Raw genomic sequence first — 21,157 nt, forward strand, 5'->3', positions numbered from 1 at the left:
GGCGGAAGCCGGCCCCGGACCCGGAGGGTCAAATGGGTGGGTGGGCGGGAGGTCACCGGCGACTGACCCTCCCAGCGGGGTCGGGTCCGGACCTGGAGGGGTCAAAGGGCTGGGTGGGTGCGAGCACACGGCAACCAGGACTTCCGCGTGCCGGACCGCCACCGCGCCCACCCCGGCGGAGCCGAACCCCCGACCGGAGGTCGAACAAGGGTGGGTGGGCGCGAGCACACGGCAACCAGGACTTTCGCGTGCCGGACCGCCACCGCCCACCCCGGCGGAGCCGGGCCCCCGACCGGAGGTCGAACAAGGGTGGGTGGGTGGGAGTTCCCCGGCAACCAATTTGTGTCTTTAGGGCAGCTTGGTGTTCGTGGAGGCGGGGGTGCTTTCGTTGCCGAGGCGGTCGAGGGCGGTTACGTGGAAGATGCCGTCTTTTTTGATGGGGAAGGATGGCTTGTTGGCGGCTGGGACGATTGTGACCAGGTTTTCGGCTCCGGCGGTGGCGCAGGAGTCGGGGGTGTTGGTGCGGTAGATGGCGTAGTTGCGGGCGCCGGGTTGGGGGTTCCAGACCAGGGTGTTGCCGGACTTCTTCACGCCGGTGGGGGCGGGAAGTTTGGCTGTGGGCATGTCCTCGATCAAGGGGAGCAGGGCCGGGGTGGGGTAGTGCTCGGTGGTGATGCGGTCCATGACGCCGAGGGGGTTGGCGCGGACGTTTTTCGCGCTGAAGTAGACGTCGCCTTGGACTTCGGGATATTTCCGGTTCAGGGCGAGGTGAGCGGGGAGTTCGCCGGGTTTGGTCCAGGCGTCGGCGGTGCCGACCTGGTAGAGGGCCTGACCGATGTAGAGGTCCACTCCGGTGCCGCGGACCGCTTTGGCCCACCAGGGAACCAGGACCTTGTAGTCGGCGACCGCCAGGCCGCGAGGCCAGTAGAGCTGCGGAATGAGGTAGTCAACCGTCCGGGCCTTGATCCACGCCAACGGATCCGCATAAATCTGGTCATAGGCGGACATGCCGTTCGTGTTGGACCCGGCCGGGTCCTGGGCCTTGTTCCGCCAGATGCCGAACGGGCTGATCCCGAACTTCACATGAGGCCGAACCCCGTGCACCGCCTTGGACACCTGGGCGACCAGCTTGTTGACATTCTCCCGCCGCCAGTTGGCCAGGCTCTTCCCGTCGCCGTACTTCCGGAAGGCGGCCTGGTCGTTGAACGGCTTCCCCTGCCCCGGATACGGATAGAAGTAGTCGTCGAAGTGGACCCCGTCCACGTCGTACCGCTTCACCACATCGGTGACCACCCGCGTGACGTGGTCACGCACCGACGGCAGCCCCGGGTTGTAGTAGAGCCGCCCCTCATGCCGGACCGTCCACCCCGGATGCACCCGAGCCGGATGATCCGCCGGCAACTTCGACACATCATCGGTGTACGCCGCCCGGTACGGATTGAACCACGCGTGGAACTCCAGCCCCCGCCGATGCGCCTCAGCGACCAGGAACGGCAGCGGATCCCACCCGGGGTCCTTGCCCGCCGTCCCCGTCAGATACTGCGACCACGGCTCCAGCGACGACCGGTAGATCGCATCCGAGGCCGGCCGAACCTGCACGAACACCGCGTTCAGGTTCCGCCGCACGGCGGTGTCGAGCAGTTGCACGTACTCCGCCCGCTGCCGCTCCGGCGACAGCCCCGCCTTGGACGGCCAGTCGATGTTCATCGTTGTCGCGATCCACATGCCGCGCAGCTGCCGCTTGGGCACGTCCACGGTGCACGCCTTCCCGGTGACGGTGCTCTCGGTGTTCCCCCCTTGGGAAGTGACCGCGGCAACCGGCTCCTCCGTCCCCGGCCCCACCACGTATGCCACGGTGGCCGCGGTCGCGGCCACCGTCACCGTGGCGATCACCCGACGTTTCATTGAGCCTCCCGTGCGCATGGCTCCCCAGTTTCACATGGGCGAACGCATGCTTTGGCCCAATAAAAGAAATCGGTTTGTGATACGCATGTGACGAAAGACACGAGCGGGAAATTCCCACCCGCCGGCCGTGCGAAACGGCCGGCGGCCGGAATCGCCGCTAGTCAGCGGCGTTGGTCACCTTGCCGGCGAGATGCGAGGGCAACGGCTCATACCGGAGGAAACCCCGGTGGAACGACCCCGTCCCGTGCGACATCGAACGTAGATCTATCGCGTACCGGGTGATTTCCAGCTCGGGCACCTCCGCCCTGACCAGGGTACGGCCGGTGCCCACCGGCTCGGTGCCGAGCACCCGCCCGCGCCGGGAGGACAGGTCCGACATGACCGCCCCGACGTACTCGTCGGCCACCAGCACCGACACCTCGTCCACCGGCTCGAGCAGCAGCGCGGGCACCTTGGCGGCGGCCTCGCGGAGCGCCAGCTGCCCGGCGATCTGGAAGGCCATGTCGGAGGAGTCCACCGAGTGGGCCTTGCCGTCGTACAGGGTGACCCTGATGTCCACCATCGGGTAACCGGCCACCACACCGCGGTCCATCTGGGCGCGCACGCCCTTCTCCACCGACGGGATGAACTGGCGCGGCACTACGCCGCCCACGATCTTGTCCACGAACTCGAACCCGCCGCCGGAGGGCAGCGGCTCCACCTCGACGTGGCAGATCGCGTACTGCCCGTGCCCGCCGGTCTGCTTCACGTTGCGGCCCATGCCCTGGGCCCTGCCGCCGAAGGTCTCCCGGAGCGGCACCCGCAGTTCGACCTTCTCCACCTCCACGCCGTGCCGCCGGGACAGCCGGTCCAGCAGCACGTCCGAGTGCGCCTCGCCCATGCACCAGAGCACCAGCTGCCGGGTCTCGGCGTTGTTCTCCAGCCGCAGCGTCGGGTCCTCGGCCACCAGCCGGGCCAGCGCCTGCGACAGCTTGTCCTCGTCGGCCTTGGACTTGGCCCGGATCGCCACCGGCAGCAGCGGGTCGGGCATCTCCCAGGGCGTCATGAGCAGCGGGCGGTCCTTGTCGGAGAGGGTGTCCCCGGTCTCGGCGTGGGACAGCTTGGCCACCACGCAGATGTCCCCTGCCACGCACTTGGCCACCGGCCGCTGGGTCTTGCCGAGCGGCGAGGTGAGTGCGCCGATGCGCTCGTCCACGTCGTGCTCGTGGTCCTGGATGTGCCCGGAGACGTGCACGGTCATATCCGGGCGGAGCGTGCCGGAGAAGACCCGGACCAGGCTGATCCGTCCCACGTACGGGTCGCTGGTGGTCTTCACCACCTCCGCGACCAGCGGTCCGTCCGGGTCGCAGACCGGTACGGTGACCGGCCTGCCGTCCAGTGTGGTGATCTCGGGCAGCCGGTGCTCCGGCGGCGAGGGGAAGCCCTGGGTGATCACTTCGAGCAGTTCGAGCAGCCCCACCCCGGGCGCGGTGGCCAGCACCGGGTAGAAGCTGCCCCGCGCGATGGCCTTCTCCAGGTCGTCGATGAGCACCTTGGCGTCGATCTGTTCGCCTTCGAGGTACCGGTCCATCAGGGACTCGTCCTCGCTCTCCTGGATGATGCCCTCGATCAGCTCACCCCGGTACTGCTCGACCAGCTCCAGCTGGTCCGCGCTGGGCTCCCGCTCGGCCCGGCTGCCGCCCGAGTAGTCGAAGAAGCGCTGGGACAGCAGCCCCAGCAGGCCGGTGCCGTCCACCGGCAGGTAGAGGGGGGCGACGCCGTCGCCGAAGGCGTCCTGGCAGGCGGTGAGCACCTCGTCGAAGTTGGCCCGCTGGTGGTCGATCTTGGTGATCACCACGGCGCGCGGCATGGCGACCCCGGCGCACTCCTCCCAGAGCATGCGGGTGACGCCGTCGATGCCCTCGGCCGCCGAGACCACGAACAGGGCGGCGTCGGCCGCGCGCAGCCCGGCCCGCAGGTCGCCGACGAAGTCCGCGTAGCCGGGGGTGTCCAGTAGGTTGATCTTGATGCCGTTGTGGGCCACGGGGGCCAGCGAGAGGTTCACCGAACGCTGCTGCCGTACCTCGATCTCGTCGAAGTCGCTGACCGTGGTGCCGTCCTCGACCCGGCCGGGCCGCTGGATGGTGCCCGTGGCCGCCAGCAGCGCCTCGACCAAGGTTGTCTTGCCCGCTCCCGAGTGGCCGACCAGCACGACATTACGCACCATGTCCGGCCGGTCGGCCGTGGGTGCCCTGCCCGCGGCTCCCGAGGTTCCTCCGACTGATTTCTCCGCCACATCGCCTCCCAGAGTTTTGAGAGAGAGTGGCCTCCCAGGCCGCAGGGACCCGAGCGGCCACCCACTAGGCCGCTTCGCGCCCGTCCGCACCCCCGGTACTTAAGGCGCGTGTTACCCACCCTTAACCCATGTGCCGCAGATCACAAGACCCAGACAACGATTGTTGGTCCTGGTGCTTGCCCTAGGATCGAACCGCGATGTTGAACGTTCTCCGCCCCGCGATCGCCCGAGTCATGACCCCGCTGGGCCGGGTGCTGGCCCGGCACGGAGTCTCGCCGAATGTGATCACCGCTGTCGGCACGCTCGGCACGGTCGCCGCGGCCCTGTGGTTCTATCCGCGCGGGCAGTTGGTCTGGGGCACTCTGGTCATCACCTTCTTCGTCTTCGCCGACATGCTGGACGGGGTGCTCGCCCGCCTCACCGGCACCGGTTCCACCTGGGGGGCCTTCCTGGACTCGACCCTGGACCGGCTCGGCGACGCAGGCATCTTCTCCGGACTTATCGTCTATTTCATCCTGTTTGACCAGTTTATCCTCGCCGGTGTCGGCCTCTACTGCCTGGTCTCCGGTGCGCTCGTCTCGTACGCCAAGGCCCGCGCGGAAGGGCTCGGCCTCACCGCCAACGTGGGCATCGCCGAGCGCGGCGAACGGCTGCTGATCGCCCTGGTGGCCGCCTTCCTGGACGGCCTGGGCGTGCCGTACGTGCTGGCCGTGGCGCTCTGGGCGCTGGCGGTGGCCAGCACGATCACGGTGATCCAGCGCATGGTCACCGTCTACCGGCAGGCGGTGACCCAATGAGCTTTACCGACCGAGTGGTGGCCGGGCTGTACGCGGTGGCCTGGACCCTGGTGAAACTGCTGCCCGAACGGGTCGCCGCCGCGATCTTCCAGGCCATCGCCGACGTCATGTGGCGGCGCAGGGGCAAGTCCGTGCTCCGCCTGGAGTCCAACCTGGCCCGGGTGGTCGGCCGCGACAAGTCCGATCCGTACGTCCGGGACCTGGCCCGTCAGGGCCTGCGCTCCTACTTCCGGTACTGGATGGAGATCTTCCGCCTGCCCGCCATGGACCCCCGCAGGGTCGTCGAGGGCACCCACGTCGCCGGCGAGGAGCACATCTTCGACACCGTCGCGGCCGGGCGCGGCGTGGTGATCGCCCTGCCGCACATGGGCAACTGGGACGCCGCCGGAGTCTGGCTGATCGGCCGGGGCCACCCGTTCACCACGGTCATGGAGCGGCTCAAACCCGAGTCGCTCTTCGAGCGCTTCGCCGCCTTCCGCCAGGGCATCGGCATGGAGGTGCTGCCCCTCACCGCCCGGGGCGGCGGCACCGCGCACGCCTTCGGCACCCTGGCCCAGCGGCTCCGCGCGGGCAAGGTGGTCTGCCTGCCCGCCGAGCGCGACCTGAACTCCACCGGGGTGGCGGTCGACTTCTTCGGCGCCAAGACCCGGATGGTGGCCGGGCCCGCGCTGCTGGCGATCCAGACCGGGGCCGCTCTGGTGCCCGCCGTCATGTGGTTCGAGGGGAGAGAATGGGGGCTCCGGCTCCATGAGGAGATCCCCGTTCCCGCCGAGGGATCCAGACAGGAGAAGGTCGCCGTGATGACCCAGCAGCTGGCGAACGTCTTCGAGAAGGGCATCGCCGAGCACCCCGAGGACTGGCACATGCTGCAACGCCTCTGGCTGGACGACCTGGAACCGCGGTCGTGAGGATCGGCATCGTCTGCCCGTACATGTGGGATGTGCCGGGCGGTGTGCAGGCGCACGTGCGCGACCTGGCCGAGGCGCTGATCGACGACGGCCACAAGGTGTCGGTGATCGCCCCCGCGGGGGACGACGCCCCCCTGCCGCCCTACGTGGTGTCGGCCGGGCGTGCGGTGCCGGTGCCGTACAACGGGTCGGTGGCCCGGCTGACCTTCGGGTTCCTGTCGGCGAGCCGGGTCCGCAAGTGGATCAAAGAGGGCCGGTTCGACGTGCTGCACGTGCACGAGCCCGCCGTGCCGTCGCTGGGCGTGCTGGCCGTCTGGGTGGCGCGCGGGCCCATCGTGGCCACCTTCCACGCCTCCTACCAGCGGTCCAGGGCCATGTCGGTGGCCGCCCCCATGCTGCAGAGCGCGCTGGAGAAGATCACCGGCCGGATCGCGGTCTCCGACGCGGCCCGCAAGACCCTGGTGGAGCACCTGGGCGGCGACGCCGTGCTCATCCCGAACGGCGTCACGGTCAGCCGGTACGCCGAGGCCGAGCCGCTCCCCGGCTGGGGCCCGGACGGCAACGTGCTCGGCTTCCTGGGACGCATGGACGAGCCGCGCAAGGGCCTGCCGGTGCTGCTGGAGGCCTTCGCCAAGCTCGCCCCGGAACGCCCCGAGCTGCGGCTGCTGGTGGCCGGGCCCGGCGACGCCGACGAGGTCTACCAGCGGGTGCCCCGCGAACTGCACGCCCGGGTGGGGCTGCTCGGCCTGGTCAGCGAGGCCGACAAGGTGCGCGCCTACCACTCGGTGGACATCTTCTGCGCGCCCAACCTGGGCGGGGAGAGCTTCGGCATCGTGCTCACCGAGGCCATGTCGGCCGGGGCTCCCATCCTGGCCAGCGACATCCCCGCCTTCCGCCGGGTGCTCGGCGAAGGCCAGGCCGGGGCGCTGTTCGCCACCGGCGACCCCGGCGCGCTGGCCCGCGAGGCCGCCCGCCTGCTGGACGACCCCGCGCTGCGCGCCAAGCTCTCCACCGAGGCCCGGCTGGCCGTCCGCAAGTACGACTGGTCCACGGTCGCCCGGGACGTGGTGCGGGTGTACGAGACCGTGGCCGGCGCCCCCGTCGGGGTGGAGGACGTAGCGTTGTGAACACCACCGTGGTCCTGATCGCGGGCGCGATCGTGCTGCTGCTGGCCGTCTACATCTCCTGGCGGGCGGGCAGGCTGGACCGGCTGCACATCCGCCTGGAGACCGCCCAGGCCGCGCTGGACGCCGCGCTGCTGCGCCGCTCGGCGGTCTGCCTGGAACTGGCCGGGTCCCGGCTGCTCGACCCGGCCACCTCGCTGGTGCTGGCCGCCGCCGCCCACGAGGCCCGTACGGCGGGCCCCGACGAGCGGGAGCACGCCGAGAGCGACCTGTCCGGGACCCTGCGCGCGGTGGTCGACCAGGAACGTTTCCGGGAGAAGGTACACGCCCCCGAACTCCTCGACGAGCTGGACAGCGCGGTGGCCAAGGTCGTCTACTCGCGCCGCTTCTACAACACGGCGGTGGCCGTCACCCGCGTCGCCCAGCGCCGCTGGCTGGCCCGTACGCTCCGGCTGGCCGGGCACACCGACTACCCGAGCTTCTTCGAGATCGACGACGCCCCCCCGAAGGCTTTGGCCGCCGAATAGGATTTACCGGCGGATAACACACTTCGGTCGATTTCCCGGCCGACCCCGGTAAGCTCTTGCCCGTTTCATATCGGGAGGAGTAGTTCAGTGCGGGCAAATCGGGTCATCGGCGTCGCTCTGGCTTCGGGACTGGCGCTTCTGGCCGCGGCCTGCTCCTCCAAGGGCGAGGACCCCGGCAGTCAGCCACAGGCCGCCAGCGTGAGCGAGTCGCCCACCCCGCCGCCGGAACACCCCTTCACCGGCATGCCCGTCGCCGCCCGGCGCCCGGTGCTGGCCGTCAAGATCGAGAACACCTCGGCGGGGAAGCCGCAGATCGGGGTGGACAAGGCCGACATCGTCTACGTCGAGCAGGTCGAGGGCGGCCTCACCCGGCTGATGGCCATCTTCTCCACCCGGCTGCCCAAGGAGGTCGGCCCGGTCCGCTCGGCCCGCATCTCCGACCTGCACATCCTGCCGATGTTCGGCAAACCGGCGCTGGCCTACTCCGGGGTCCAGAGCAAGATGATCCCGTTCGTCCGGGAGGCGTCGCTGTTCGACGTGTCCGACAGCGCGGCGCCGGGGGCCTACTTCCGCTACCCGGGCAGGTACGCGCCGTACAACCTGGTGGCCACGCCGCGCAAGCTCCTCCAGCAGGCGCCCAAGGCGTCCAAGGCCACCGACATCGGGTTCGTGTTCTCCGACGAACCCCCGGCGGGCGGGGTGCCCAAGAAGACCTTCAGCGTGAAATATCCGGCGGCGCGCTTCGCCTTCGGCTGGAGCGAGGCCAAGAAGCGCTGGCTGATCTGGCAGGACGGGGCCAAGGACATGGCGGCCGGGGGCGGCCAGCTGGGCGCCGCCACCGTGGTCATCCAGTACACCAAGACCGAGCGCTCCCAGTTCCACGACTTCACCGGCAGCTACACTCCGCTGGTGCACTCCACCGGCAAGGGCACCGGCATCGTGCTCAGGGACGGCCAGGCCTATAAGGTCAACTGGGAGCGGGAGTCGGAGGAGGAAGGGACCACCTTCACCACGCCGACCGGCGAGCGCATGACCTTCGCCCGCGGGCCCGTCTGGGTGGTGCTCGCCTCGCGCAAGCCTGTCCAGCCCTAGTACATCCTGTCCATGTTTGGCAAGGGGCTCTGACAGGGTGGAGCGTCGGAGTCGCCCGAGCGCACGGCCTACCATGGGGGAGAACCGTCTATTTCCCCTGCGAGGTATAGCCATGTCCAGTCCTTCTGTTGGAACCCCCCGGGTCAAGCGCGGCATGGCCGAGATGCTCAAGGGTGGCGTGATCATGGACGTCGTCACCCCCGAGCAGGCGAAGATCGCCGAAGACGCCGGGGCGGTCGCGGTGATGGCGCTGGAGCGGGTGCCCGCCGACATCCGCGCGCAGGGTGGCGTGTCCCGGATGAGCGACCCCGACATGATCGACGGGATCATCTCCGCGGTGTCCATCCCCGTGATGGCCAAGGCCCGGATCGGGCATTTCGTCGAGGCCCAGGTGCTGATGTCGCTGGGCGTCGACTACATCGACGAGTCCGAGGTGCTGACCCCGGCCGACTACGCCAACCACATCGACAAGTGGAAGTTCACCGTGCCGTTCGTGTGCGGGGCCACCAACCTGGGCGAGGCGCTGCGCCGCATCAACGAGGGCGCCGCCATGATCCGCTCCAAGGGCGAGGCCGGCACCGGCGACGTCTCCAACGCGGTCACCCACATGCGCACCATCCGGGCCGAGATCAAGCGCCTCACCTCGCTGCCCGAGGACGAGCTGTACGTCGCCGCCAAGGAACTCCAGGCGCCGTACGAGCTGGTCGCCGAGGTGGCCAAGACCGGCAAGCTGCCGGTGGTGCTGTTCACCGCGGGCGGCATCGCCACCCCCGCCGACGCCGCCATGATGATGCAGCTGGGCGCCGAGGGCGTGTTCGTCGGCTCCGGCATCTTCAAGTCCGGCAACCCGGCCGAGCGGGCCGCCGCCATCGTCAAGGCCACCACCTTCCACGACGACCCCGACGTGATCGCCAAGGTCTCCCGCGGCCTGGGCGAGGCCATGGTCGGCATCAACGTCGACGACATCCCGGCCCCGCACCGGCTGGCCGAGCGCGGCTGGTGACCCGGGTGAAGGTCGGCGTACTGGCCCTCCAGGGGGACGTGCGGGAACACGTGCGCGCCCTGGCCGAGGCCGGGGCGGAAGGCGTCGCGGTGCGCCGCCCCGAGGAGCTGGCGGCGGTGCACGCCCTGGTCATCCCGGGCGGCGAGTCCACCACCATGTGGAAGCTGGCCACCGCCTTCGACCTGCTCGAACCGCTCCGGCTGCGGATCAAGGAGGGCCTCCCCGCGTACGGCTCCTGCGCCGGGATGATCATGCTGGCGGACCGCATCGAGGGCGGCGTCGAGGGGCAGGAGACCCTGGGCGGCATCGACATGGTGGTCCGGCGGAACGCCTTCGGCCGCCAGGTCGACTCCTTCGAGGCCGATCTCGACTTCGCGGGCCGCCCGGTCCGGGCGGTCTTCATCCGGGCGCCCTGGGTCGAATCGGTCGGACACGATGTCGAAGTGCTGGCCCGCGCTGGCGATAGGATCGTCGCCGTCCGACAGGGCCCGCTGCTCGCGACATCCTTCCATCCGGAGCTCACGGGTGACGCGCGGGTTCATTCGTATTTCGTTGAGATGGTAAGGGAGCTCTAGGCGATGTCCGGCCACTCCAAATGGGCGACGACGAAGCACAAGAAGGCCGCGCTCGACTCCAAGCGCGGCAAGCTCTTCGCCAAGCTCATCAAGAACATCGAGGTCGCCGCCCGGACGGGCGGCCCTGACCCGGACGGCAACCCCACCCTCTACGACGCCATCACCAAGGCCAAGAAGAGCTCCGTCCCCAACGACAACATCGAGCGCGCCCGCAAGCGCGGCGGCGGCCTGGAGGCCGGCGGCGCCGACTGGCAGACCATCATGTACGAGGGGTACGGGCCGAACGGCGTCGCCGTGCTCATCGAGTGCCTCACCGACAACCGCAACCGGGCGGCCTCGGAGGTCCGGGTGGCGCTGACCCGCAACGGCGGCTCGCTGGCCGACCCCAACTCGGTGTCGTACATGTTCAACCGCAAGGGCGTCGTCCTGGTGCCCAAGCTGGTCTCCGAGACCAAGACCGGGCGGGTCGAGCTGACCGAGGACCAGGTGCTCGAAGTGGTCCTGGAGGTGGGCGCCGAAGAGGTCAACGACCTCGGCGAGTCCTTCGAGATCGTCTCCGAGGCCGGCGACCTGGTGCCGGTGCGCAAGGCGCTCCAGGACGCCGGGATCGACTACGACTCGGCGGAGAGCAGCTTCCTGCCCAGCATCAGCGTGCCGGTCGACGAGGAGGGCGCCCGCAAGGTGTTCCGCCTGATCGAGGCGCTGGAGGACTCCGACGACGTGCAGAACGTCTGGGCGAACGTGGACGTCTCCGACGAGATCCTGGAAAAGCTGGACGCCTGACGCATTGATTATTGACTGGCCTTCGCTCCCGAGCGCTGCCTAAGGTGGTCGGCTGTGGAGATTCGCGATCTGACCGTTGACGATCTGGACGCCGTGCGGGATGCCAGGACCCGGGCGTTCGGGCCGCTCTCCCCGGCCACGGCCGCCGTCTGGCGGCGCATGGTGGAGCCGTTCCTGGCCGAGGGCAGGGTCCTCGGCATCTTCGACGGGCCACGGCTGACCGGGACCGCGCGGATCAATCCGTACCGGCAGTGGTGGCACGGCCGGGAGCTGTCCATGGGCGGGGTGGCCAGCGTCACCGTCCTGCCCGAGGACCGGGGGCGCGGGGTGGGGCGGCAGCTCATGCTGGCCGCCATCGACCGCGCCGTCGAGCTCGGCCACCTGGTCTCCGCGCTCTACCCGGCCACCACCCACCTGTACCGGCGGCTGGGCTGGGAGCACGCGGGCGCGCAGCTGATCGCCACGCTGCCCGCCGAGGCCGTGCGCACCATCGGGGTCACCGAGCCGGTCAAACTCCGCCGGATGGGCCCCGACGACGCGGCCGAACTGCTCGCCGTCGCCGCGCGGGTGCACACCGCCACCCGCGCCAGCGGCCCGCTCGGCTGGGACGAGCGCACCACCCGGCTCTGGCTGGAGGACGAGGACGACTTCTGCTACCTGGCCGAGGACGGGTTCGTGGTCTACCGCTGGGACGGCCAGGACATCGAGATCGACAACCTGGTGGCGGGCTCCGAGGCGACCGCCCGCGCGCTCTGGTCCCTGGTCGGCAGTTCGGCCACCATCGCCAAGAAGATCACGGCCTGTGTGGCGCCCGACGACCCGATCTTCTGGATGCTCCGCGAGCGTGGCAAGAGCGACGACGTGCGGGCGGTGCGGTGGATGTTCCGCCTGCTCGACCTGGTCAAGGCGGTCGAGGGGCGCGGCTATCCCGCCGCCGTCACCGCCGCCGCCGTGGTCCAGGTCCAGGATCCCGAGCGGCCGGCTAACACCGGCGGCTGGCGCATCGAGGTCACGGGCGGCGCCGGGACCGCCATCCCCACCGCCTCGGCGGACGGTCCCCGGCTGAGCATCAACGGCATGTCCGCGCTGTACGCGGGGGTGCCGTCCGCCACCCTGCGGCGCTCGGGCGCCATGACCGGGCCCGATCTGTACGACGAGGTGTTGGACGCGGCTTTCGCGGCCCGGCCTTACATGATCGACTACTTCTGATTCCCGGCGCCGGCCGTGTCGGGCGTGCCTTCCGCGGTGGGGAGGAGTAGAGTGCGGGCCGAACAGATGTTCGGTTGTCGTTTGTTGGGGGGTCCGTGCTCAACGTGCGCAGGGTGCTGGGGGTCGACCCCGGGCTGACCCGGTGTGGCCTCGGGGCCGTGGAAGGGCGGCCGGGGTCTCCGCTCAGCCTGGTCGCCGTCGGGGTGGTCCGCACCCCCGCCGACGACGACATCGGCGCGCGGCTGGTCGCCGTCGAGACCGGCATCGAACGCTGGCTCGACGAGGTCCGCCCCGACGCCGTCGCCGTCGAACGGGTCTTCGCCCAGCACAACGTCCGCACCGTGATGGGCACCGCCCAGGCCGCCGCCGTCGCCATCGTCTGCGCCGCCCGCCGTGGGCTGCCGGTCGCCCTGCACACCCCCTCCGAGGTCAAGGCCGCCATCACCGGCAGCGGCACCGCCGACAAGAAGCAGGTCGGCGCCATGGTCACCCGTCTGCTCCGCCTCGACGCCATGCCCAAGCCCGCCGACGCCGCCGACGCCCTGGCCCTGGCCATCTGCCACGTCTGGCGCGGCGCCGCGCAGAGCCGCCTCGCCGAAGCCCTCGCCCGCGCCGGCGCGGCCACGACCGCCCAGCGGAAGGCCGGATCATGATCGCAACCGTCTCGGGCCTGGTCACCGCGCTCACCCCCACCTCGGCCGTGATCGAGGTCGGCGGCGTCGGCATTCTGGTCCACTGCACGCCCGGCACCCTGGGCGCCCTCCGCGTCGGCGAACCCGCCCGCCTGGCGACCTCCCTCGTCGTCCGGGAGGACTCCCTCACCCTCTACGGCTTCGCCACCGACGACGAGCGCACCGTTTTCGAACTCCTCCAGGGCGCCAGCGGCATCGGCCCCCGCATCGCCCTCGCCATGCTGGCCGTGCACACCCCCAACGCGCTCCGCGTGGCCGTCGCCTCCGCCGACCTCAAAGCCCTCACCCTGGTCCCCGGCATCGGCCAGAAGGGCGCCCAGCGCATCGTCCTCGAACTCAAAGACAAACTCGGCACCCCCGAGCAGATCCTCACCCCCGCCCTGAACGGCCACTCGGCCCCCTGGCGCGACCAGGTCCACTCCGGCCTCGTCGGCCTCGGCTACTCCACCCGCGACGCCGACGAGGCGATCGCCCTCATCACCCCCGAAGCCGACACCGCCCTGGCCGCCGGCCGGCAACCCCAGATCGCCGCCCTCCTCAAATCGGCCCTCCGCGTCCTCAGCGTCAGGTGACGGGGGAGAATCACCGTGAATCTTTCAAGGGGACGTCGTGGGGTTTGAGCGGGAGATCGTGTCGGCCGAGGCCGACGGCGACGAGCAAGTGGTGGAAGCCGCGCTGCGGCCCAAGCGGCTGGAGGAGTTCATCGGGCAGGCGCGGGTCAGGGAGCAGCTCTCGCTGGTCCTGCAGAGCGCGCTGTTGCGGAACCGGCCGCCTGACCATGTGCTGATGAGCGGGCCGCCCGGGCTGGGGAAGACCACGCTGGCGATGATCATCGCGGCGGAGCTGGGGGCTCCGCTCCGGGTCACCTCGGGGCCCGCGCTGGAGCGGGCGGGGGATCTGGCGGCCATCCTGAGCACGCTCGCCGAGGGCGAGGTGCTGTTCATCGACGAGATCCACCGGATGGCCAGACCCGCCGAGGAGATGCTTTACCTGGCGATGGAGGACTTCCGGGTGGACATCGTGGTCGGCAAGGGCCCGGGGGCCACCGCGATCCCGCTGGACATCGCGCCGTTCACCCTGGTCGGGGCCACCACCAGGGCCGGACTGCTGCCCGCGCCGCTGCGGGACCGGTTCGGGTTCGTCGCGCACATGGACTTCTACGACGACAGGGAACTGGAGCAGGTGCTCTACCGGTCGGCCCGGCTGCTGGCGATGGACCTGCCCGTCGAGGGCGCCGAGGAGATCGCTCGCCGGTCCAGGGGCACCCCGCGCATCGCCAACCGCCTGCTGCGCCGCGTCCGCGACTTCTCCGACGTGCGCGCCGAGGGCCTGATCACCCGGGACATCGCCGCCGCCGCGCTCAACCTCTACGAGGTCGACGCGGAAGGCCTGGACCGTCTGGACCGCGCCGTCCTTACCGCCCTGCTCCGCAAGTTCGGCGGCGGCCCGGTGGGCCTGTCCACTCTGGCCGTGGCCGTGGGGGAGGAGCCGGAAACCGTCGAGGTGGTGGCGGAACCCTTCCTGGTGCGCCAGGGGCTGCTGGCCCGCACCCCCCGAGGGCGGGTCGCCACAGCGGCGGCGTGGACGCACTTCGGTCTCATCCCACCCCCAGGCGCATTCGGCGCTTTACCCGACGACTCCGAATAGTTTTACGAACGTGACCTTCCCAGGAGGCCCCGTGGTGGGCGAAAGCCGTACACGCATGCCATAGGGTGTGCTACGGATCACAGATCGGTTGCAACGGGCGTGAACCAGGAACTTTCCCGCGTGCCTATGCGTGGGTTCGTTGCCGGGCTTCGAACCGCTCGCCTACACTGCGTGGCTTGGCTGGCTGTGTAGGCTGACGTGCTAAGAGCGGCCACCTGTGTGACCTCCGGCGATTGGGCCGGTCATCTCGTATACGAAGGAGAGCCCCGTGAACGGGCTTGGGCAGTTCCTCCCGATCATTCTGCTGATCGTGGTGTTCTACTTCCTGTTGATCCGTCCGCAGCGCAAGCGGCAGCAGGAACAGATCGCGATGCAGAATTCGCTCGCCGTCGGCTCCCGCGTCATGACCACGACCGGTCTGTTCGCCACTGTCGTCGGTTTCGCCGACGACGACGTGCTGCTGGAGGTGGCGCCCGGCGTGGAGACCCGCTGGGCCAAGGCCGCGATCGGCCGCGTGATCACCCCTGTCGACGACGCCGACGACGCCGCCGAGGACCCGGGTGACGAGGCCGATGACGCCGAGGACGCCACCGCCGACGCCCCTGAGAAGGGGGATTCGAGCACCAAAAAGTCCTGACCACCTTTGAACACCCCTTGACGGAAAGACTGACCACCAGTGGCCCCACCGACAAGTAGCCAGATCAAGCCAGGACGCACCCTCCTGGTCCTTCTGGTGATCATCCTCGCCATGGGCGCGGCGACGTTCCTGCAGAAGGCGTTCATCCCCAAGTTCGGCCTCGACCTGGCCGGCGGCACGACGGTGACCCTGTCGCCGAAGACGCTGGACAACACGGCGCCGTCCGATGAGAGCCTCAACCGGGCCGTCAACATCATCCGGGACCGTGTCAACGGCACCGGCATCTCCGACGCCCAGGTCGCCAGGGCGGGCTCCAACATCCTGATCCAGATCCCTGGGGCGGGTCAGGAAGAGGCCCTGAAGCTGGTGTCCACCACCGCCGAACTCCGCTTCCGTCAGGTGCTGGCCGTCGGTCCCGCCCAGGACCAGCCCGCCGCGCTGCCCAGCGAGGCCCCCAGCGGCGCCCCGTCGAGCTCCCCGGCCGCCAGCAGCGAGCCCTCGGCCAGCAGTTCGCCCGCCGGCCGTACCGTCGCCAAGGCGCTGGCCAACCCGTCACCGAGCGGTGAGCCCAGCGCGCAGGCCAGCCCGGAGCCCAGCGCGTCGGCCACCTCCGCGGGGTCCGACGCCCTGACGCCCAGCAGCCCGGCCCCCAACACGGGCAACGAGGACCCGCTGGCCGGTCAGGACCTCTCCGGCATCGACCCGCAGGTGATCACCGAGTTCCGCGCCCTGAAGTGCTCGGCCACCAACTTCGGCCAGGGCGTCCAGGACGACCCGGACAAGCAGTACGCGGCCTGTGACACCAGCGGCCAGGTGAAGTACATCCTGGACAAGGCCTCCGTGCGTGGCACCGAGCTGGCCGGGGCCTCCGCCGGCACCGACTCGACCACCGGTGAGTGGATCGTCCAGGTCGACTTCAAGAGCGCGGGCGCCAGCCAGTTCGCCGACATCACCCGCCGCATCACCAGCCTGCCCGCGCCGCGCAACCAGCTGGCCACGGTGCTGGACGGCGCGGTCATCGTGGCCCCGACCATCAACGAGGCCATCCCCGGCGGCAAGGCCCGCATCTCCGGCGGCTTCACCCAGACCTCCGCCACCCAGCTGGCCGACCAGCTCAAGTACGGCGCGCTGCCGCTGAAGTTCGTCACCAGCTCGGTCGTCTCGGTCTCCTCGACCCTCGGCGCCGACCAGCTGCGCGGCGGCCTGATCTCCGGCGCCATCGGCCTGGCGATCGTCATGATCTACCTGCTGCTCTACTACCGCGGCCTGGGTCTGGTCGGCATCGCCAGCCTCGGGGTGGCCACCGTGTTCACCTACCTGTCGGTGGCCGTGCTGAGCGAGAACGCCGGGTTCCGGCTCTCGCTGCCGCACATCATCGGTCTGGTGGTCTCCATCGGCATCACCGCCGACTCCTTCATCGTCTTCTTCGAACGCATCAGGGACGAGATGAAGGAGGGCCGCCGCTCGCTGCGGACCGCGGTCGAGGTGGCCTGGAAGCGGGCCCGCCGGACCATCATGGTGGCCGACGCGGTCATGCTCATCGCGGCCATCGTGCTGTACTTCCTCGCCGTCGGTGACGTGGCGGGCTTCGCGTTCGCGATGGGCCTGACCACGGTGGTCGACGTCGTGGTGGTGTTCCTGTTCACCAAGCCGCTGATGTCGCTGGTGGCGCGCACCAAGTTCTTCGCCAAGGGGCACAAGCTGTCCGGTCTGGACGCCGAGCGCATGGCCCGTTCCGAGACCCAGACCCTGCAGGAGGCGTGATGTCCGGGGTCGTCAGCCGCCTCTATCGCGGCGACATCAACATCGACTTCGTCGGCAAGCGGAAGCTCTGGTACGGCCTGTCGGCCTTCCTGCTGATCGTGTCGATCGCCGGCCTGCTGTTCAAGGGCCTCAACCTGGGCGTGGAGTTCAAGGGCGGTTCGGTCTTCGACTTCACCCGCACCACCAACTCCACCGTCCAGGAGGTCCGGGAGACCATCCAGGACACCGGGGTGCACCAGGTCATCGTGCAGGAGGCCGGCCCCAACTGGCGGGTCACCACCGAGAGCCTGCAGGGCGCCGAGGTGACCAAGGTCCAGCAGGCCGTCGCCGACAAGTTCGGGGTGGACCGGGAGCAGGTGAGCACGCAGGTGATCGGTGCCACCTGGGGTGGCGAGGTCTCCAACAAGGCCATCATCGGCCTGATCGTGTTCATGATCGCGATCATGCTCTATCTGAGCATGGCGTTCGAGTGGCAGATGGCCCTGGCGGCCATCGTGGCCCTCATCCACGACCTGGTGATCACCGCCGGTGTGTACGCCTGGTCGGGCTTCGAGGTCACCCCGGCCACCATGCTGGGCTTCCTCACCATCCTCGGCTACTCGCTGTACGACGCGGTCGTGGTCTTCGACATGATCAAGGAGGTCACCGCGAAACTCGGCACGTCCGCGCGGATGACCTACACGCAGGCGGCCAACAACGCGCTCAGCCACACCCTGATCCGGTCGCTGAACACCTCCCTGGTGGCCATCCTGCCGGTGGCGGCGATCCTGTTCATCGGGACCACGCTGCTCGGCGCGGGCACCCTGAAGGACCTGTCGCTGGCGCTGTTCGTCGGCATGCTGGTCGGCACGTACTCCTCGATCTGTGTGGCCACGCCGATCCTGGTGTCGCTCAAGGAGCGCGAGCCGCAGTGGCAGGCCCTCGCCCGCCGGGTGGCCCAGCGTGAGGCCTCGGAGGCCAAGCAGGGTGCCAAGCAGCAGCCCAGGGCCAAGAAGGAGCCGGTCGGGGCCAGCAACGACAAGCCCAAGAAGTAACGGCGAGCCCGGAAAACAGGGCGGGCACCCCGCGTCCGGAACGGGACGCGGGGTGCTGCTTGTTTCAAGAGTGCTTTAAGGTAGGCGACGTGACCGACTGGATCTCGCTGATCAGGGATGTGCCGGACTATCCGAAGCCCGGCATCCTGTTCAAGGACATCACGCCTCTGCTGGCCGAGCCGAAGGCGTTCACCACCGTGGTGGACGGGCTGGCCGCCGGTCTGGCCTTCGACAAGGTGGTCGGGATCGAGGCGCGCGGGTTCATCCTGGCCGCCCCGGTAGCGATCAGGAACGCCGCGGGATTCGTGCCGGTGCGTAAGAAAGGCAAACTGCCTGCCGAGACGTTTGAGGCGTCCTACGATCTGGAGTACGGCTCCGCCACCATCGAGGTGCACACCGATGCCTTCGCGCCCGGCGACCGGGTGCTGATCGTGGACGACGTGCTCGCCACCGGCGGCACGGCGGCCGCCACCGTGGAGCTGGTCCGGCGGACGGGCGCGCAGGTGGTGGCGGTCTCGTTCCTGATGGAGCTGTCCTTCCTCTCCGGCCGGGAGAGGCTGCCCGGGCTGGACGTCCGGTCCCTGGTAACCGTGTGACCATGAGCCATACCCCGGCACGGATACACTGAGGACCTGGACTCGAGGTGTAAGGAGTCTGCGTGTCCCGTGAAGCGGCCGCCCCCGGCGGCGTGACCTCCGAAGCGCCCCCGGCGGGCCCGGAGCCCACGTCGGCGGACGCGAGCGCGCCGCCCGCGGGCGTGCGGGCGACCGAGCGCCCAGCCGACCCGGCCGCCAAACCGGCCGAACGACAGCCTGACCGACAGGCCGAACGACAGAACGCGAAACCAGCCGCCAGAACCGAGCCGCCCAGAGCCGCGACCCGGTCCGAGGCGGGCCCCGACACTCGGCCCGCTCCGGCCGTCCGGCGCAGGCTGGCCCGGTTCGGCGGGCAGTGGGGGGCGATGAATCCGGTTCTGGAACCGCTGTTCAAAACGGTGCGGGCCAGCCATCCCAAGGCTGACCTGCGCCTGATCGAGCGCGCCTACGACGTGGCCGCGTTCCACCACCGCGACCAGAAGCGCAAGAGCGGCGACCCGTACATCACCCACCCGCTCGCGGTGGCCACCATCCTGGCCGAGTTGGGCACCGACGACGAGACGCTCTGCGCCGCCCTGCTGCACGACACGGTGGAGGACACCGCCTACAGTCTGGACGAATTGCGCGCCGACTTCGGCGAGAACATCGGCCTGCTGGTGGACGGTGTGACCAAGCTGGACAAGGTCAAGTTCGGCGACGCCGCGCAGGCCGAGACGGTCCGGAAGATGGTCGTGGCGATGTCCCGGGACATCCGGGTGCTGGTCATCAAGCTCGCTGACCGGCTGCACAACATGCGCACCATGCGTTACATGCCCGAGCACAAGCGGCAGCAGAAGTCCCGGGAGACCCTGGAGATCTTCGCGCCGCTGGCCCACCGGCTGGGCATGAACACCATCAAGTGGGAGCTGGAGGACCTCGCGTTCGCCATGCTCTACCCGAAGCGGTACGACGAGATCGCCCGCATGGTCTCCGAGCGCGCCCCCCGGCGGGACGTCTTCCTCCAGGAGGTCATCGAGAACGTCGGGGCCGACCTGCGCGAATCCAAGATCCGGGCGACCGTCAAGGGTCGCCCGAAGCACTATTACTCGATCTACCAGAAGATGATCGCCCGGGGCGTGGCCTTCGACGACATCTACGACCTGGTGGGCATCCGGGTGCTGGTCGACACGGTCCGGGACTGCTATGCGGCGCTGGGAACGATCCACGCGCGATGGAACCCGGTGCCCGGCCGGTTCAAGGACTACATCGCGATGCCCAAGTTCAACATGTACCAGTCGCTGCACACCACGGTGATCGGCCCCGAGGGCAAGCCGGTCGAGCTGCAGATCCGCACCCGCGCCATGCACAACCGCGCCGAGTACGGGGTGGCCGCGCACTGGAAGTACAAGGAGGAGATGACCGCCGCCGGCTCGGCCAAGGTCAAAGAGGTCAACGACATGGCCTGGCTCCGGCAGTTGCTGGACTGGCAGAAGGAGACCTCCGACCCGGGCGAGTTCCTGGAGTCCCTCCGCTTCGACCTGTCGGTCTCGGAGGTGTTCGTCTTCACCCCGCGCGGCCAGGTCGTCGCCCTCCCCGACGGCGCCACCCCCGTCGACTTCGCGTACGCGGTGCACACCGAGGTCGGCCACCGATGTATCGGCGCCCGCGTGAACGGGCGGCTGGTGCCGCTGGAGTCCCGGCTGGGCAACGGCGACACCGTTGAAATCTTCACCTCCAAGTCGCCCGACGCGGGCCCGTCCCGGGACTGGCTGAAGTTCGTCAAGAGCGGCCGGGCCCGGAACAAGATCCGGCAGTGGTTCTCCAAGGAGCGCAGGGAGACCGCGATCGAGGCCGGCAAGGAGGCCATCGGCCGGGCCATGCGCAAGCAGGGCCTGCCGTTGCAGCGCCTGATGTCCGGCGAGGCGCTGCTGGCGCTGGCCCGCGACCTGCGCTACCCGGACGTCTCCGCGCTGTACGCGGCCGTCGGCGAGGGCCACATCGCGGCCCAGAGCGTCGTTCAGAAGCTCGTACAGGCCCTGGGCGGCGTGGAGGGTGCGGAAGAGGACATCGCCGAGGCCGCGGTCGTCACGCGGCTCAAGGGGCGTCCCAGGGCCAATTCTCACGCGGGCGTCAACGTGGCGGGGGATCCGGACGTCTGGGTCCGGCTCTCGCGCTGCTGCACGCCGGTGCCGGGGGACGAGATCATCGGTTTCGTGACCCGCGGCCACGGCGTCTCGGTGCACCGGGTCGACTGCGCCAACGTCGGCCAGCTCCGCAGCCAGCCGGACCGCCTGGTCGCGGTGGCCTGGTCGCCGGGCGACGACTCGGTCTTCCTGGTGGCCATCCAGGTGGAGGCCCTGGATCGCCCCCGGCTGCTCTCCGACGTCACCCGGACGCTCTCCGACCAGCACGTGAACATCCTGTCGGCCTCGGTGACCACCTCAAGGGACCGGGTCGCGGTGAGCAAGTTCACCTTCGAGATGGGCGACCCCAAACACCTCGGCCACGTGCTGAAGGCGGTCCGCAACATCCAGGGCGTCTACGACGTCTACCGCGTGACCTCCTGAGACGGAAAAACCCCCGCCAGAGGCGGGGGTTTTCGCCGATATC

19 protein-coding genes are annotated in these 21,157 nt (G+C 69.7%); 17 read left to right on the plus strand and 2 right to left on the minus strand.

Going from position 1 to position 21,157, the window contains the following annotated elements; translation table 11 throughout:
* Window positions 1–348: 348 nt before the first annotated feature.
* Window positions 349–1,905, minus strand: coding sequence for a glycoside hydrolase family 10-like protein (locus tag KIP79_RS33420; protein ID WP_250214248.1), 1,557 nt, complete (start codon window positions 1,903–1,905; stop codon window positions 349–351).
* Window positions 1,906–2,062: 157 nt separating this feature from the next.
* Window positions 2,063–4,180: an elongation factor G-like protein EF-G2 gene (locus KIP79_RS33425; RefSeq protein WP_214108964.1), complete on the minus strand. Its 2,118-nt coding sequence runs from the start codon at window positions 4,178–4,180 to the stop codon at window positions 2,063–2,065.
* Window positions 4,181–4,377: 197 nt separating this feature from the next.
* Here KIP79_RS33425 and pgsA point away from each other — a divergent pair, with 197 nt between their 5' ends.
* The 17 genes from pgsA (at window position 4,378) to KIP79_RS33510 (ending at window position 21,114) form a co-directional block, all read left to right on the plus strand.
* Window positions 4,378–4,977: a phosphatidylinositol phosphate synthase gene (gene pgsA / locus KIP79_RS33430; RefSeq protein WP_214108965.1), complete on the plus strand. Its 600-nt coding sequence runs from the start codon at window positions 4,378–4,380 to the stop codon at window positions 4,975–4,977.
* On the plus strand, window positions 4,974–5,885 hold the full coding sequence (locus KIP79_RS33435) for a phosphatidylinositol mannoside acyltransferase (RefSeq protein WP_214108966.1): 912 nt from the start codon (window positions 4,974–4,976) through the stop codon (window positions 5,883–5,885). The genes pgsA and KIP79_RS33435 overlap by 4 nt, the downstream gene beginning before the upstream one ends.
* Window positions 5,882–7,012: a glycosyltransferase family 4 protein gene (locus tag KIP79_RS33440; protein ID WP_214108967.1), complete on the plus strand. Its 1,131-nt coding sequence runs from the start codon at window positions 5,882–5,884 to the stop codon at window positions 7,010–7,012. Before KIP79_RS33435 ends, KIP79_RS33440 begins: the two co-directional genes overlap by 4 nt.
* Window positions 7,009–7,536, plus strand: a complete 528-nt coding sequence (locus tag KIP79_RS33445) for a LemA family protein (protein ID WP_214108968.1) — start codon at window positions 7,009–7,011, stop codon at window positions 7,534–7,536. The genes KIP79_RS33440 and KIP79_RS33445 overlap by 4 nt, the downstream gene beginning before the upstream one ends.
* Before the next feature lie 87 nt (window positions 7,537–7,623).
* A complete protein-coding gene (locus tag KIP79_RS33450) occupies window positions 7,624–8,628 on the plus strand; it encodes a DUF3048 domain-containing protein (protein ID WP_214108969.1) in 1,005 nt (334 codons plus the stop codon).
* Window positions 8,629–8,740: 112 nt separating this feature from the next.
* Window positions 8,741–9,631: a pyridoxal 5'-phosphate synthase lyase subunit PdxS gene (gene pdxS, locus KIP79_RS33455; protein ID WP_214108970.1), complete on the plus strand. Its 891-nt coding sequence runs from the start codon at window positions 8,741–8,743 to the stop codon at window positions 9,629–9,631.
* Entirely contained in the window at window positions 9,625–10,206 is a 582-nt protein-coding gene (gene pdxT, locus KIP79_RS33460; protein WP_443611868.1) for a pyridoxal 5'-phosphate synthase glutaminase subunit PdxT, read from the plus strand. Before pdxS ends, pdxT begins: the two co-directional genes overlap by 7 nt.
* A gap of 3 nt (window positions 10,207–10,209) precedes the next feature.
* Complete coding sequence (locus KIP79_RS33465) at window positions 10,210–10,989, plus strand: YebC/PmpR family DNA-binding transcriptional regulator (RefSeq protein WP_214108971.1); 780 nt, start codon at window positions 10,210–10,212, stop codon at window positions 10,987–10,989.
* Between the two features lie 54 nt (window positions 10,990–11,043).
* Window positions 11,044–12,198, plus strand: coding sequence for a GNAT family N-acetyltransferase (locus tag KIP79_RS33470; RefSeq protein WP_308170029.1), 1,155 nt, complete (start codon window positions 11,044–11,046; stop codon window positions 12,196–12,198).
* Window positions 12,199–12,302: 104 nt separating this feature from the next.
* The gene (ruvC, locus tag KIP79_RS33475; RefSeq protein ID WP_214109017.1) at window positions 12,303–12,851 is read left to right on the plus strand and encodes a crossover junction endodeoxyribonuclease RuvC; all 549 of its coding nucleotides are present in this window, start codon (window positions 12,303–12,305) and stop codon (window positions 12,849–12,851) included.
* Window positions 12,848–13,462: a Holliday junction branch migration protein RuvA gene (gene ruvA / locus KIP79_RS33480; RefSeq protein ID WP_214108972.1), complete on the plus strand. Its 615-nt coding sequence runs from the start codon at window positions 12,848–12,850 to the stop codon at window positions 13,460–13,462. Before ruvC ends, ruvA begins: the two co-directional genes overlap by 4 nt.
* A 37-nt stretch (window positions 13,463–13,499) precedes the next feature.
* A complete protein-coding gene (ruvB, locus tag KIP79_RS33485; RefSeq protein ID WP_214108973.1) occupies window positions 13,500–14,537 on the plus strand; it encodes a Holliday junction branch migration DNA helicase RuvB in 1,038 nt (345 codons plus the stop codon).
* 268 nt (window positions 14,538–14,805) lie between these two features.
* The gene (gene yajC, locus KIP79_RS33490; protein WP_214108974.1) at window positions 14,806–15,174 is read left to right on the plus strand and encodes a preprotein translocase subunit YajC; all 369 of its coding nucleotides are present in this window, start codon (window positions 14,806–14,808) and stop codon (window positions 15,172–15,174) included.
* Between the two features lie 96 nt (window positions 15,175–15,270).
* Entirely contained in the window at window positions 15,271–16,938 is a 1,668-nt protein-coding gene (gene secD, locus KIP79_RS33495) for a protein translocase subunit SecD (protein ID WP_308170030.1), read from the plus strand.
* Window positions 16,938–17,972 carry a protein translocase subunit SecF gene (gene secF, locus KIP79_RS33500; protein ID WP_214108975.1) on the plus strand — a complete coding sequence of 345 codons (1,035 nt, stop codon included), beginning with the start codon at window positions 16,938–16,940 and terminating at the stop codon, window positions 17,970–17,972. Before secD ends, secF begins: the two co-directional genes overlap by 1 nt.
* Before the next feature lie 89 nt (window positions 17,973–18,061).
* Complete coding sequence (locus KIP79_RS33505; RefSeq protein WP_214108976.1) at window positions 18,062–18,568, plus strand: adenine phosphoribosyltransferase; 507 nt, start codon at window positions 18,062–18,064, stop codon at window positions 18,566–18,568.
* A gap of 365 nt (window positions 18,569–18,933) precedes the next feature.
* Window positions 18,934–21,114, plus strand: coding sequence for a RelA/SpoT family protein (locus KIP79_RS33510; protein ID WP_250214263.1), 2,181 nt, complete (start codon window positions 18,934–18,936; stop codon window positions 21,112–21,114).
* Window positions 21,115–21,157: the final 43 nt, after the last annotated feature.

Source organism: Acrocarpospora catenulata (genome assembly GCF_018476525.1).
GTDB classification, from domain to species: Bacteria; Actinomycetota; Actinomycetes; order Streptosporangiales; family Streptosporangiaceae; genus Acrocarpospora; species Acrocarpospora catenulata.

What these genes read in the sequence shown, in the direction of transcription:
- KIP79_RS33510 (WP_250214263.1), top strand. Translation starts at nt 18,934, where the DNA reads ATGAATCCGGTTCTGGAACCGCTGTTCAAAACGGTGCGGGCCAGCCAT.
- KIP79_RS33465 (WP_214108971.1), top strand. Translation starts at nt 10,210, where the DNA reads ATGTCCGGCCACTCCAAATGGGCGACGACGAAGCACAAGAAGGCCGCG.
- KIP79_RS33420 (WP_250214248.1), bottom strand. Translation starts at nt 1,905, where the DNA reads ATGAAACGTCGGGTGATCGCCACGGTGACGGTGGCCGCGACCGCGGCC.
- pdxS (WP_214108970.1), top strand. Translation starts at nt 8,741, where the DNA reads ATGTCCAGTCCTTCTGTTGGAACCCCCCGGGTCAAGCGCGGCATGGCC.
- KIP79_RS33435 (WP_214108966.1), top strand. Translation starts at nt 4,974, where the DNA reads ATGAGCTTTACCGACCGAGTGGTGGCCGGGCTGTACGCGGTGGCCTGG.
- pgsA (WP_214108965.1), top strand. Translation starts at nt 4,378, where the DNA reads ATGTTGAACGTTCTCCGCCCCGCGATCGCCCGAGTCATGACCCCGCTG.
- ruvA (WP_214108972.1), top strand. Translation starts at nt 12,848, where the DNA reads ATGATCGCAACCGTCTCGGGCCTGGTCACCGCGCTCACCCCCACCTCG.
- secF (WP_214108975.1), top strand. Translation starts at nt 16,938, where the DNA reads ATGTCCGGGGTCGTCAGCCGCCTCTATCGCGGCGACATCAACATCGAC.